This window comes from Suttonella sp. (assembly GCF_056855035.1).
The window spans coordinates 12989-27400 of record NZ_JBXGGR010000035.1; the positions used below are offsets into that span (position 1 = coordinate 12989).

Below are 14412 nucleotides of genomic sequence, written 5' to 3' on the forward strand. Positions count from 1 at the left end.
TGAAATTGATACGGTAGCAGCCGATTGTAGCCTTGGCTTATAATGATGTAAAGCGTGTTGCCGCCGGCTTTATGCGGCGCACGGCGCTTGTCTGTTTTTAGATGGTGAATATATTTTCGGAGATGCTATGAAGGCGGCGAAAACCCTTGCTCATTATCAGCGTTTGCGCACGCAGGCGGTGTGGCGTTTATTGGCGGCGCATCATGCGCCTGTGATTATCGCTTTATTGCAGACGTATTTATACGATAATGAGCGCAGTTTGCCGGCTTCGGTTTTACTGGAGCGTTTTGAGCGCGATTTGGCTTTGCTGCGCGCGCAGGGGGAGGATTTGCCGCAAACGGCTCAGTTGTATTTAAGTGCTTGGTTGGCGGAGGGGTATTTATTACGTTCTTTTCCCGAAGGTGCGGCGGAAGAGGTGTATGAATTATCCGGTGCCGGAATAAACGCGATCCGTTTTGTGATGGGTTTGCTGCAACCGCATGCAAGGGCGACGGAAAGCCGTTTGTCGGTAGTGATTTCGCAATTGCAGGATTTGGCGCAGGATACGGATAAGGATAAATTCCGCCGTATTGATCGTTTGCTGAAGGAACGGGCGCGGATTGATCAGGAAATTGCCGCGATTGAGCAAGGGCAGTTGCGGGTGATGCCCAAGGATCGTGCTGTTGAGCGTTGTCGCGAGATTATTAGTTTGGCTGATGAATTGTTAGGCGATTTTCGCCGTGTGCGTGATGAGTTTGAGCAGCTCAATCGCGATTTGCGCGAAAAGATTTTAGAAGAGGCGAATCGCGGCGAGGTCTTAGAGGCTTTGTTTGCGGGCATGGATGTGATTAGCGAGAGCGAGGCGGGCAAGACGTTCGCAGCGTTTTGGCGCTTGCTGATTGATCAGGAGCAGTCCAGTACTTTGGAATCGGCGCTTGAGGAGATTATGTCGCGCCATTTCGTACGCGAATTAACGAGCCGTGAGCGACAGTTTTTATTGAATTTGACGAAGGTCTTATTAGAACAGGGCGGCGTGGTGCATGATGTGTTGAGCAATTTTGCCGGTAGTTTGCGTCATTTTGTGCAAAGTCGTGAATATTTGGAGTTTCGCCGCTTGAATACGCTGTTGCGTGAGGCGCAGTTGGCGGCTTTGGCGGTAAAAGATAAGGCGCGCGCTATGCAGCAGTTGAATTATCACTTGCATTTAAGCAGCAGTGCGGTGCATTCTTTTTCTCAATGGCGCTTATATGATCCCAGTCAGCAGGCTGATCCTGCAGCAATGCAGGAGGCGGAAGCGGCGACGGTGGATTTGGCGGCGGTCGGCAATTTGCTGGCACAATCTGAGATTGATTATCGCCGTTTGCAGGAGAATGTGCGTCAGGTGTTGCTTAAGCATTCGCAGGCATCGGTTGCGCAGGTTTTAGAGGATTTTCCGGCAACTCAAGGTTTGGGCAGCGTGCTGGGCTTATTGTCTTTGGCCAGTCGTGACGGAATTAAGACGCAGGAGACGGAAATGGTGCAATGGCAGGGGCAAGATGGTCTGTTGCGCAGGGCAAGGATTGATAAATTGTTTTTTGTGAGAGATAAGCATGGATTCTGAAGAGCAGGCGGTTGAGCCGCTATATGTCGGCGATACGGGAGATTTGTGTTTGGAAAGCCGTCGCGCCTTAATTCAGCTGTTGCAGGGACCGGCATTGGATGCGCGTTATCATGGCAGATTATGGCAGGCATTGCTGCAAGATGAAGAGAATATCCGCCGTTATTTATCGGCTTTGTTTTTAGAGTTGATTATTGATACGTCATCACAAATTGCTTTTGTACGTCAAGCGGATACGCAAGAGTTGGAGGCGCCACGAATGTTGAAAAGTCTGCCTTTGAATTTCGAGGCTTCCGTCTTGCTTTTGTTTTTGCGTCAGCAATTGATTCAAGCGCAGGCGCAGGGGCGGCGGGCGGTGGTGTCCGAAAATGAGATTGTGGAATATTTCATGGCTTTTGAGCGCAGCGGCAATACGGATCGGGCTTTGTTTCTCAGACGCATACAGGCAGCGATAGAAAAAATGAAAAAACCGAATATTTTGCAAAAAATTCGCAATAGCGAAGGGCGTTTTGAAATTTCGCCGGTATTGAAATTGCTCTTTTCGGCGGAAGAGGTTCAAGAGTTGACGCGGCAATATCGGCACATTGCCGCACATCAAGCGCCGGTGTTTGAGGCGCAGGAGGATGCGGATGAGTAGTGCGGATTATAATTTGTCTTTGTTTGAGACCGAGCAATTTAGAATGCGCGCTTTGCAAGTCTATCATTGGGGCACTTTTCATGGCCTGCATCATATTCCGATAAGCGAGAAAGGTTTTTTATTTGTCGGGCGTTCCGGGGCCGGAAAATCCACTTTATTAGATGCGATTTCGGCTTTGCTTGTGCCGCCGCGTTGGCTGGATTTTAATGCTGCCGCGCGCGAAATGGCGCGCAGCGGTCATGATCGGAATGTGTTGAGCTATGTGCGCGGGGCATGGTCGGAGCAAAAAGACGATGATTCGGGGGAAATTGCCACGCGTTATTTGCGCACAGGAACGACTTGGAGCGCTTTGGCTTTGCGTTATGAAAATCCTTCGGGACGCGTGGTGGTCTTGGTGCAGATTTTTTGGCTGCGCGGCAATAGCAATAGCAATACCGATGTGCGGCGCGTGTATTTGATTAGCGAGGGCGATTTTGATTTGCGGGCTTTGCAGAGTTTTGCAGAGAGTAATTTTGATCTTCGCAAACTTAAGCAAACTTTTTCGCAGGCTTTTATCCGCGAAGAGTTCAGCGCTTACGCAGAAAGGTTTCGCCATTTATTGGGCATAGAGAGCGAGATGGCTTTGCGCTTGCTGCATAAAACGCAGTCGGCGAAGAATTTAGGCGATTTGAATGTGTTTTTGCGCGATTTTATGCTGGATAAACCGCAAACATTTGCGGTGGCGCAGCGTTTGGTCAATGAATTCGCCGAGTTGAATGCGGCGTATCGGGCGGTGGTGGATGCGCGTGAGCAGATTGCGGTATTGCGTCCCGCAGCTCAGACGCATCAGGAATATGTTCATCTGCAATCTTTGCGCAGCTATCATGAGCAATTAAAGCAAGGAATTGATATTTATAGCAATCATTGTCGTCGGCAATTGTTGGGCGAAGCGATTGAGCGTTTGATGAAGCGGCAGCATCATCAGCAGCATGTACAGCAGCAGGCGGAGCAGGAGAAAAATCATCAGGAAGTATTGCTGGAAAATCTCAGATTGCAGCATTTGGCGGCAGGCGGCAGCGAGCTGAGGCATTTGGAGCAGGAGTGCAGGGATTGGGAAGACAAACGGGATAAACGTGTGCAGCAATCGGCAGAATTGCAGAAGATTTGTCTGGCTTTGGATTGGCATTTCCCTAATACGGTGGAGGAATTTGCCCAGCTCAGTGTATCGGCACAGCAAGAAAAAGAAGACTGGAATGCTCGTTATGATTCGGAAAACGAGCGCTATATCGCGCTTAAGCAGGCGCTGAATCAAGCTTTGCAAGAGCGGGATTCTTTGCAGGCGGATATTCTGGAGATGCTGCGCCAGCCTTCCAATATTCCAAGAACTCTGCTGACTTTGCGCCGAGAGATGGCCAAGGCTTTGAATGTGCATGAAAGTCAGTTTCCTTTTGTCGGCGAGCTCTTGGAGGTGAAGGCGCAAGAAGCTGCTTGGCGTGGGGCAATCGAGCGTTTGCTGCGCGGTTTTGCCTTGTCTTTGTTGGTAGATGAAGCGCAGTATGCCGGCGTTAATAAATATGTGAATGAGCGGCAATTAGGGCAGCGATTGGTGTTTTATCGCTTAAGCGGAGTAGATAAAGGCCCTTCTTCTTTGCGCTCGACGGATTCGGTATTGCATAAATTGCAGATTAAAGAGCATCCGCATCGTTATTGGCTGGAGCAGCAGTTGCGACAGCGTTTCGATTATGTCTGCGTTGAGAATTTGGCGGCATTGCGCCAAGCCGAACGTGCGCTTACCCAAGAAGGGCAGATAAAACACAATCAGATGCGTCATGAAAAAGATGACCGTCATGCGCTGAATGAGCGCCGTCAATGGGTCTTGGGTTTTGATAATCGTGAAAAATTGGCTTTATACCAGCAGCAATTGCATCAGCTTGAGGCGGAAATCGAAGCGCTTGAGCAAACGATTGATGGTCTGCAGAAAAAACAAAAGCAGCAGGCGGAGCGCATGGGCTATTGTCATCGTCTGATGCTGCTAAATTGGCAGGATGTCGATGTATCGGGTGCGGTAAAGCATATTGATGCCTTAAATCGGCAGATTAAGCGTCTGCGGCAAGATGCGCAGCATTTGCAGACGTTAGAAGCGGAGATTGAGCAGCAGCACAGTCGCTATCAGAAGGTCAAAGAGCTTTGGGAGCAAGCGCGGCTGGCTTATTTGCAGATTGCGCAGGATTTGGCTAAATATCAAAAGCAATTAGAACATTTACAGACTCAGGTGCTGGCTATCTTGCCCCCGCGTGAAAAAGAGGCGCTGGCCGAGCGGTTTCAATCGATTGCCGAAGAGCTGACGCAAGAGAATTTGTCTGAGGTAACTTTGGCGGTTGAGCGGCAATTAAGCGAGGACATCAAAGGGCAGACTAAGCAGATTCATAGTCATGAGCGTTTTATTGAAGAATGTTTTGCAGAATTTAAGCGGCGTTGGCAGGCGGAAGCCGGCGATGTGGATGCGAGTTTGGCGAGCGCCGGCGATTATTTCAATAAATTAAATCGTTTGGAAAGTGACGGTCTGCCGGAATATGAGCAGCGGTTTTTCGATTTGCTGCAGAGTCAGAGTCAGCAGAATCTTGCCGCCTTGTCCAGCTATTTAATGCAGGCGCGCAAGGATATTCTGCATCGTATGGAGCTGGTGAATGAGAGTCTGGGACAGGTGCCTTTTAATCAGCAGGGTGGAGAAAAAAGTTTTTTGAAAATTGAGGTAAAAGACCGCTATTTGCCCGAAGTGAAAGAATTTAGAAAAGATATTCAGCAGGCATTGAGCCATGCTTTTGTGCAGGAATCGCGCGAAGAGGCGGAGGCGCGGTTTTTAATTTTGCAGAAAATCGTGCAGCGCTTATCCGGCACGGAAGCAGAGGCGAAGCGTTGGCGCGAGTTGATGTTGGATGTACGCCTGCATGTGGAATTTATCGGGCTTGAGTATGATGAGGCAGGAAAGGTGTTGGAAACGCATCGCAGCGGTGCGGCAAAATCGGGCGGTCAGCGGCAAAAATTAGCGGCTACCTGTTTGGCGGCAGCTTTGCGTTATCAATTAGGCGGGCATGATCACGGTTTGCCGATGTATGCTCCTGTGGTGCTCGATGAGGCTTTTGATAAGGCGGATAATGAATTTACCGCCTTGGCAATGAATATTTTCATTAATTTTGGCTTTCAGATGATTGTGGCAACGCCTTTGAAATCGGTGATGACGCTGGAACCCTTTATCGGCGGAGCTTGCTTTGTCGATATTTCCGAACGCAAATATTCTTCCGTCTTGCTGATTGATTATGACGAATCGCATCAGCGGCTGAATGTGCCGGCGGATACAGCGCAATGAAATTTCCGGACGATGTGCTGAACATATTGCGGCGTCGCTTTGATAAGAATTATCGACAATGGTTGCAGCAGGGATTTGGCGAATGTTCCGTATCGCTGGGCTTGCCGAGTGAGCAGAAAGCTCAGCAGGATATGCAGCGTTTTCTCGCTTGGCTGCAAGCCTGGCAGAAATGGCAGGGCGGCGGCGAGTTGCGGTACAGTCAAAAACAATGGAAACATTTGTCCGTGCAAAGATTGCCCGAAAAATTGCTATTCACACAAGCGGAAGCGCTTGCCGCCGCCATAGGTCGGGCAGAGGCTTGGCAAAGCATGAGAAAGCGCTATCAATCCTTGGTGAATCAATGGCGGCAGCTGGCCGGCGTGGCAGCGAAACACATTGAAAAGCTCAGTTCCTATAGTGATGAGGATTTTTTACGTTTGCAGCATTTGCTGCTTTGGCTGATTGAGCATGAGGCTGCTTCGCTTTATCCGCGCCAATTGCCAATTGCAGGTATGGACAGCAAATGGTTAGAAAGTCGCAAGGGATTGATTGTAGATTGTTTGTCGGCTATCCGCGGCGGTTTGAACGAAAAAGATTTCTATGCCTGCACGGGTTTGCTCGCCCCGCCGACACGTTTGCGTATGCGTATTTTAGATGCGGATTTACGCAGGCTGTGCGGCGGTTTAAGCGATATTTCGGCTCCGGCGGCAGAAATTGCCGCATTGGCGATTGCGCCGCGGCGGGTCTTTATCGTGGAGAATGTGCAAACCGGTTTGGCATTTACGGATATGCGGCAGACGGTCGTGATGATGGGTTTGGGCTATGCGGTAGATGTCTTGGCGGAAATCGTCTGGCTCAAACAGGCGCATGTGTATTATTGGGGCGATATCGATACGCACGGTTTTGCGATTTTGCACCGTGCACGCATTTATGTGCCGAATTTGCAATCGATTTTAATGGACGAAGCGACTATGCTGGCGCATCAAAGTTTATGGGGCAGGGAAGATAAACCGCATAGCGCGGATGGATTTGAAGGGTTGATGCCGACTGAGCAGTCATTGTATGAGGCCTTAAAAAACAATCGTTATGCCCAGCATTTACGCCTCGAACAAGAGCGGATTGATTGGCATTGGGCTTGGCAGATAATCGTAAATGCCGCAAACATTAAGGAGAATGAATGATGAAAGCCTTTCATGGCAGCTATTTGCCGCATCAGGTGCAGTTTTTGCTCAAGCCGATCGAGATGCAATTGATGGAGGACGTGAAAGAAAAAGAGCGTTTGATTCAAACGGGGGCGAAGCATTATAGCGAGATGCTTTCGCCCGAGGCTTTGCCTTCGCCGGCGTATTGGGCTTTGTTCGAACGCGCCTGCGCGCAGCATTTGCCGCAGATGGCGCAGGATTGCCGACAATTGGCGGCTTTGATTGCCCGAGAGCGGCAGGCGCCGGTTTTAGTTTCTTTAGCGCGGGCAGGGACGCCGGTGGGCGTGGCTTTGCAGGCGATATTAAGCCGGCATTACGGCAGACAGGTGCCGCATTTTTCCGTCTCGATTATTCGCGACCGCGGTATCGATGCCAATGCGCTGCGCTATATTTTGCAGCAGGGTTTTGCACCCGAGCAAATTGTGTTTATCGACGGCTGGACGGGCAAGGGTGTGATTCATCGCGAATTGTGTAAGGCGGTGGCGGATGTTAATCGGCGCGAAGGCGTGAATTTGAGCAGCGATTTGTATGTCTTGAGCGATTTGGCGGGCGTAACGCCTTTTGCTGCCGGCAGCGAGGATTATTTGATTCCTTCGGCGATTTTAAATGCCTGCGTGAGCGGTTTGGTCAGCCGTTCGATTTTGAATGAACAGATTGGCGCGGCGGATTTTCACGGCTGTGTATTTTTTAAAGAATGGGCGGCGCATGATGTGTCGCAGCGCTTTATTCGGGATTTGCTCAATCACGTGCCGCAGGGCGATTTGCCGACGGCGCAGCCTTTGCCGACCGCGGAAAGGGCGCAGCAGAATCGCGATTTCATTGCCGCTATGCAGGCGGAATTTGCCATTGGCAATGTGAATTTAATCAAGCCCGGCATCGGCGAAGCTACGCGCGTCTTATTGCGCCGTCAGCCGCAGAGGTTGCTGCTGCGCGATGCCGATTTGCCAGCCGTGCAACATTTGCGGCAATTGGTGGCGGAAAAGCAGGTGGTGCTTGAGATTCGCTCCCGACTGCCTTATTTAGCTACCGCCCTTATTCAGGAAAGATGTCATGATTAATCCTTATCAACTAGGCGCTTCTTTATATGTGCCTGCCATTTACGAGCAATTGCCGGCGATTGCGCGCGGCGACAAGCTCGGCTTTGTGCGCAGCTTGATTTATTGTACCGAAGATGCCCTGCATCCCAATGATTTGCCGCAAGCCTTTGCGCAATTGCAATTATTATTAGATACCTTGCCGGCGCAAGACCGACGGCTGCATTTTATCCGCCTGCGCAATCCGCAAGTGATGCAGGAAATCTTGCAATTGCGCGGCATTGAAAAAATCAGCGGCTTTGTTCTGCCGAAAATCAGTCCGCATAATCTGCATGAGTATGCACCGCTGCTGTCCTATGATTTTGCCCTGATGCCGACTTTGGAAACCGCCGATACCTTCCTTGAAAGCGCGATGCTGGATTTGCGCCGCCAATTATTGCAGCCTGAATGGTTTGCAAGGATTTTATGCCTGCGCATCGGCGGCAATGATTTACTAAGCCTGCTGCACATGCGCCGCTCGCGCGATGCCACGATTTATCAAGGCGCATTAGGCGCATTGATTGCGCGTTTGGTCGGTATCTTTAAGCCCTACGGCTTTTATTTGACCGCGCCTGTATTTGAATTTTTGGAAGAACAGGCATTGCTGGCGCAGGAAGTACAGGAAGATTTGCGCTACGGCTTAATCGGTAAAACCGCCATTCATCCCGAACAAATTCCCCTGATTGAGCGGCATTACCGCGTCTCCGCCGGCGATAAATATCTCGCCGAGCAGATTCTCTCCAGCCAAAGGGCGGTATTTAATGCCGATGCCACTATGCAGGAAGTCAGCACGCACAGCAATTGGGCGCAGGCGGTACTCAAGGCTTGGGCGGTTTATGGAGAAAAATAAGAAGTTGATTAATGATTGATTTTAGTATCTTAGATGCCATAATTTATGGCGGACGGATTGCCGTTAAATGATAAAAAAGATAAAATTACGGTAATTTTCCAATCTTATTTTTGAATCATTCAGGAGACAATATGGCTGCCTACGTATTTCATGTTTATCGCGGTGAAGGACTTAGTTCATCGATTAGTTTAAGCAGTGGTCAAACCGTGCATTTGAAAGCCTTGGGCGATATGCAGTATCAATTGCTGGCGGAGAACGGCAGCCTGATTAAAAATCCGAAGTTTGTCATAAAAGGCAATGATTTATGGGTTTTGGAAGAGGGAATTTCCGAGCCTTTATTGATTATCGAAGACCATGCGATCACGGCGTATCAAGGCGGCTTTATCAGCGACGCCGCTCAGCTGACGGTATTTGAAACGGCGAATCAAAGTTTTGCCGCATTGCCTGAAACCGTATCGCAGGCGGCTTTGCAGGCAAGCCAAGTGCAAACAAGCGGCATTTTATTGCCGAGTGTGGCGATTGCGACGGCGGTGGGGGCGATTGGTTTGAGCGCGGCCGGCGGCAGCGATAAAGATGATGCCGATACTAAGGCACATACTCCTGCAAATCCAAGTACGCCGAGTACGCCGAGTACGCCTACGCCCTTAAGCGCGGAAATTAGTCTTAATCCTATTGCCGTGATTAATAAAGAGGCAGTGAAAACCAAAATAGAGATTAGCGGCAATTTGACCTTGTCAGCTAATGCGGACAGTGCGGAAGTCAGCGTGCGCGTTAATGGAAAGGATTATGCAGCGCAAATCAGCGGTAAGACGTGGAAAGCCAGCATTGCCGGTAGCGAACTGGCTTATGCGGAAGGTAAAAATGCGATTACTGCGACTGTCATTGTCAAAGATAGCGCGGGGAAAAGTCTGACTAAGCATGTAAACGGCAGTTATGAGGTTGATACGCAGATTGCTAAACCTGAGATTAGCTTTGAAAAAGTTACAGGTGACGACATTATCAACAGTCTGGAAGCCAAAGAAAAAACGACAAAAATTACGGGTACGGTCAAAAATGTTAATGATGGTGAAGTCATTACACTGACTGTTGGCAATGCCAAAGCGACAGGTGCAGTGACAGGCGGTAAGTTTGCAATTGCGGTGGATACGGTTGCTCTTGTTAATCACAAGACCGTTATAGCAAGCATTACGACCACCGATACTGCGGGCAATAGCGAAACAGGTACAAAAAATCATAGCGTAACAGTCTCTGATGCGCCTAATATCGCTATCGACAATATCACGCCCGACAATATTGTTAATATTGAAGAAGCAGGCAGGCTTGTGCCGGTAAGCGGTATGGTCGGCACAGATTTTGTGGGAAAAACCATTACGGTTTCTTGCGGTTGCCCAAGCTGCACGGGTAAAGGTTGGGAAGATATTCTGACGACGGTGAAAGACGACGGTTCTTTTGAAGTGAATTTCGACGGCAAAACAATTGCCGACAATACCACTATCAAAGTGACCGTTAATGACAATGGTGCGCAAGTCAGCAATCAAAAAGACTATGAAAAAGACCTCACAGCGCCCAATCACAGCATTGCAATCGACAAAATCGCTAAAGATGACATTATCAATAGCGAAGAAGCCAAACTTGCCAAAACCGGTATTAGCGCCAAAATCTCGGGTGTTGCTTCTGATGAGCAGGTAATTGATGCCTATCTTACGATTAAGGGGCAAAAGATTGGCGCAATCATCAAAAATGGCGTATTGAGTGCCGATGTGGATACCGCTTTATTGACAAGTGCCAAAGAAGTAAGCATTAGCGTCAAGGTGGTAGATAAAGCAGGTAACAGCACGCTCAAAACAGCTACGCGCCCATATAGTGTAGATACCGAGATGACGGCAAGCGTTAGCGTTGACCCTGTTAATAATGGAAAGGTCATCAATAGCGCTGCCAAAAATGGCGCGATGCTGACAGGGAAATTGGATTTTGCTGCTGATGCCGATCTTTCCAGCATTAAGGTGCTTGTGAATGTGAATGGGAAAAATCACAATGCCATAGTGGATACTGCCGCCAAAACTTGGCGCTTGGCATTGTCTGACAAATTAATCGAAGGCGGTAATTCTGCCACCGCTACCATTAGTGCCAGCGATAAGGCAGGCAATAAAATCAGCCAAACTTCCGCCGTCCGGACTTATACAGTCGATACGCTTGCAAGCGTTAAAGTGGAGTTAAACAAAATCACTGGCGACAATATTATTCAAAACAGCGAAAAATCAGGTGAAACCACGATTACGGGCAAAGTAACGGGTGATTTTAAGACTAGCGATAAGGTGATTATTACGGCGGGTAATTTAAAATTTGAAGTTAATCCGAATGCGCAAGGAGAATTCAGCCAAAAAGTTGTTGTTGCCGAATTGTTAAAACAAAATAGCCTCAGCGTTAAAGCTGAAATTGCCACCACTGACAGCGCAGGCAACCCAGCCAAAGGCGAAGCGGTGCAAATGTACACCATTGAAGCGAATGCAACGGATAATACTAAAATCGAGATTACACGCATTGCCAATGATAATTTGCTTAATGTGACTGAAGCAAAAAAACAAGTGGAAGTTATTGGAGCAGTATCGGGAGATAACATTAAACAAGGCGATATCGTAACGATTAACGTGGGCGGTAAAACTTTTAATGGAACTGTTGACGATAAATTGAACTTTAGGGTTTTGGTTGATGGCGAGGCATTGAAAAATAATGCGGGATATAAAGTTACTGCCAGTATCGCGGGCATTAGCAGTAAAGAAGCTTCTTATCGTGTGGATAGTGATGTCGCCGCAAGCATTAAAATCAAATCTATTGCTAAAGATAATATTGTGGGCGCAGACGATGGCGAACAGATGATTCGCATTTCAGGCAGAGTCAATTTGACGGGGGAATGGAAGCAAGGTCAGAATGCCAAGTATGTTCGCTCAGTGAGCACTGATATTGGCGGTAAAATCTACAAAGCAGGGGTTGATGAAGACGACCAAAGCTTCTTCTTCGATATTCCAGCCAAAGAACTGTATGCCGTCAATGGCAGTAAATTATCGTTTACGATTGAACATGAGAAAAAGCTTCTTAAGCTAAATCAAATTAGAGACACTTATTGGGCAAAAGAAATCGAAGCTTCAGCTCTAACTAATAGCAATATTACTTTAGATAAGAATAGCCATATCGTAGATAATGCAGGCAGCTATACGATTCAAAGCAGTGCCTTAAAAGACAGTGGTAAAATAAATATTGCTGGTGCAGTAGAAGGTAGCGCTAAAGAAGGTGATATTGTTACTCTGAAAGCTGGCAATGTCACGATAGGAACGGGTAAAGTTAATGCCAATAAAGATTTTGATATTTTAGTAGAGAAATCTGCCATTGTTCACAAACAAACTATTACGGCAGAATTAAGCAGTACCGACTTAGCGGGTAATGTCATTAAAGTCAGCGATCTCGCTTTAACTTCGGTTGCTCAAGAGGGTAGCGCCGTAATGGTAAATCAGCATAGTAAAGTTGATACCAATAAGCTTCCTTACTTTATTAAATCTTTAAATATTGAAGCCTCTATCGAACTTGTTAAGACGAACTATAATTTAAATTATTCTACAGGTTATATGGGTAATGATCCGGATAGGCAAATTGGTATTGTGGGTGATAAAGGCACAAAAATCACTTATAATTTTGATAATTTATTCGATTCAACGAATAAGTCCGTTGTCAAGGAAGCGCTTAACACTATTAGTAAATACACCAATATTATCTTTGAGGAACTTTCAAACTCACAAACTGCCGATATTAAATATACATTCGAAAATACAGGATATGTTATTGATTCGGGTGGTACGCTTGGCTCCACTTGGATAGGCGACCCAATCATTAAGCTTAGTAAAGAAGCTTATTATACAGGTGGCAATCTTGATAGCTATGGCGGCTATTTGACAGTTATTCATGAGACCTTACATTCTTTGGGAGCTGAACATACTTTTGATGGCAAATTTGGTAATTATACCAAAGGTGGTTTACTGGGTAGCGATTCTATTTTGGAACAGTATGAGGATATTGTCGGCTTCTCAGTAATGTCTTATACCCGTAATGATTTTAACGGTGCTCGTGATTTACGATTGTATGATTTGGCATATCTGCATTATCGTTTTGGCGTGAATATGAAAGAGCGGGCGGGTAATGATATTTATACCTTTAAAGACTTTAACCAAAGTAGCGCTGATGGGGATATTTATATTTGGGATGGGGATGGGGTGGATACCTTTGACGCATCCAAAGAAAGCCAGAATGTCTATGTAGATTTAACCCCAGGCTCATGGATTTATAGCGGTACAAAAGCCAATAAGCTTGGAGCAATAGGCTTTCATGGTTATTCCATTAAAGACTTCTTTGGTTTGTTGGGAACTGCAAGAGTGGAATATGATGATATGCTTTCTGGAAAATATAGAAATGTTTTATCCGTAGCTCCTGTTAATTTTACAGACAAGCAAGCCTTTATCGGCTATGACACCCAAATTGAAAATGTGATTGGCGGAAGCGGAGACGATAAATTATTCGGCAATAAAGCCAATAATGCTATTTATGGCGGTGCAGGAGTCGATACTATTGATGGTCGTGAAGGTAATGATTACATTGACGGTGGTCTGGGAGCTGATAGTATGACAGGCGGCAAGGGTGATGATATTTTTGTCGTGGATAATGTGGGTGATACCGTCATTGAAAAAAGTGGTGCTGATGAAGGAACTGATTCAGTTTATAGCACTATTAATATTGATAAGCTGTTTGATAATGTAGAAAATCTTGTTTTATTAGGCTCTGCCTTGAACGGTACAGGTAATGAATTAGGTAATATTATTATTGGTAATAACCAAAATAATACCTTAAATGGTGGTGATGGGAATGACCGCTTAGAAGGAATGGGTGGTAGTGATATTTTAATTGGCGGTTCTGGTGCGGATAATTTTGTATTTAATACGCCGCTTGATGGTAGTGTGGATACTATTCAAGATTTTGAATTGTCAAAAGATAAAATTGTGTTGGATAAATCGATATTCAGTAAATTGACTTCAATATCTATGCCTGATTGGAATGATTATATTCAATATGATAAAAAAACAGGGCATCTTTATTATGATAGTGATGGTAAAGGCGATGCCGATGCAATTCATTTTGTTACTATTGCCAATAAAGATATAGATTTGGATAGTAATCAGTTTGTGATTGCTTAATTAAAAAATCAGCCTGATGATTCAGGCTGATTTTTTTGTTACTTTAAATAATGATTCAAATGTTTGTATAGTACCTTAACGCTAAAATGATATTTAGAGATGCGATATTTTATCGGGAGAAGCGCTTGGAATAATCTTAAGGTACTATAGATGTGTGAAAAGGTGTGTCGTTTATTGGCATTAAATTTGCTTTTATATGTAAATCAGATAATGTAATACTGCGATTGATAAAATGAATAGCAAAAAAGAATCTATTCAGTATTTTTTGCAAATGAGAATGAAAAACCCATATTTATTACAGTATGATAGCCTAAGTTTCTGCACGCGTCTTTAAGGCTTTTGCTACAATGCGCGCTTAATTTTGAACATAGAACAAACATGACAGCTTATTTTGATGCCGCTTTAATAGAAAAATACCGCATGAGCGGACCGCGTTATACCTCTTACCCCACCGCCGTACAATTCACGGATCAATTTACCCAAGAAGACCATATCCGGCATTTGCAGGCCAG

At 46.4% G+C, this 14412-nt stretch carries 7 protein-coding genes; all 7 read left to right on the forward strand.

The window, feature by feature from the left end:
* Nucleotides 1-127: 127 nt before the first annotated feature.
* The 7 genes from ACJHVI_RS03115 to ACJHVI_RS03145 all read left to right on the forward strand — a co-directional run bounded on the left by ACJHVI_RS03115 (nt 128) and on the right by ACJHVI_RS03145 (nt 13900).
* Nucleotides 128-1579: a DUF3375 domain-containing protein gene (locus ACJHVI_RS03115; RefSeq protein WP_483183167.1), complete on the forward strand. Its 1452-nt coding sequence runs from the start codon at nt 128-130 to the stop codon at nt 1577-1579.
* Nucleotides 1569-2213: a DUF4194 domain-containing protein gene (locus tag ACJHVI_RS03120; RefSeq protein WP_483183168.1), complete on the forward strand. Its 645-nt coding sequence runs from the start codon at nt 1569-1571 to the stop codon at nt 2211-2213. Before ACJHVI_RS03115 ends, ACJHVI_RS03120 begins: the two co-directional genes overlap by 11 nt.
* Nucleotides 2206-5559, forward strand: a complete 3354-nt coding sequence (locus tag ACJHVI_RS03125) for an ATP-binding protein (protein WP_483183169.1) — start codon at nt 2206-2208, stop codon at nt 5557-5559. Before ACJHVI_RS03120 ends, ACJHVI_RS03125 begins: the two co-directional genes overlap by 8 nt.
* Entirely contained in the window at nt 5556-6719 is a 1164-nt protein-coding gene (locus ACJHVI_RS03130) for a Wadjet anti-phage system protein JetD domain-containing protein (RefSeq protein ID WP_483183170.1), read from the forward strand. The genes ACJHVI_RS03125 and ACJHVI_RS03130 overlap by 4 nt, the downstream gene beginning before the upstream one ends.
* Complete coding sequence (locus ACJHVI_RS03135) at nt 6716-7798, forward strand: cysteine protease StiP family protein (RefSeq protein WP_483183171.1); 1083 nt, start codon at nt 6716-6718, stop codon at nt 7796-7798. The genes ACJHVI_RS03130 and ACJHVI_RS03135 overlap by 4 nt, the downstream gene beginning before the upstream one ends.
* A complete protein-coding gene (locus ACJHVI_RS03140) occupies nt 7791-8663 on the forward strand; it encodes an HpcH/HpaI aldolase/citrate lyase family protein (protein WP_483183172.1) in 873 nt (290 codons plus the stop codon). Before ACJHVI_RS03135 ends, ACJHVI_RS03140 begins: the two co-directional genes overlap by 8 nt.
* Before the next feature lie 131 nt (nt 8664-8794).
* Nucleotides 8795-13900 (forward strand): Ig-like domain-containing protein, encoded by a 5106-nt coding sequence (locus ACJHVI_RS03145; RefSeq protein ID WP_483183173.1) that lies wholly within the window; start codon nt 8795-8797, stop codon nt 13898-13900.
* Nucleotides 13901-14412: the final 512 nt, after the last annotated feature.

Excerpts from the sequence above, each read along its gene's own strand:
- ACJHVI_RS03115 (WP_483183167.1), top strand. The coding sequence starts at position 128 with ATGAAGGCGGCGAAAACCCTTGCTCATTATCAGCGTTTGCGCACGCAG.
- ACJHVI_RS03120 (WP_483183168.1), top strand. The coding sequence starts at position 1,569 with ATGGATTCTGAAGAGCAGGCGGTTGAGCCGCTATATGTCGGCGATACG.
- ACJHVI_RS03125 (WP_483183169.1), top strand. The coding sequence starts at position 2,206 with ATGAGTAGTGCGGATTATAATTTGTCTTTGTTTGAGACCGAGCAATTT.
- ACJHVI_RS03130 (WP_483183170.1), top strand. The coding sequence starts at position 5,556 with ATGAAATTTCCGGACGATGTGCTGAACATATTGCGGCGTCGCTTTGAT.
- ACJHVI_RS03135 (WP_483183171.1), top strand. The coding sequence starts at position 6,716 with ATGATGAAAGCCTTTCATGGCAGCTATTTGCCGCATCAGGTGCAGTTT.
- ACJHVI_RS03140 (WP_483183172.1), top strand. The coding sequence starts at position 7,791 with ATGATTAATCCTTATCAACTAGGCGCTTCTTTATATGTGCCTGCCATT.
- ACJHVI_RS03145 (WP_483183173.1), top strand. The coding sequence starts at position 8,795 with ATGGCTGCCTACGTATTTCATGTTTATCGCGGTGAAGGACTTAGTTCA.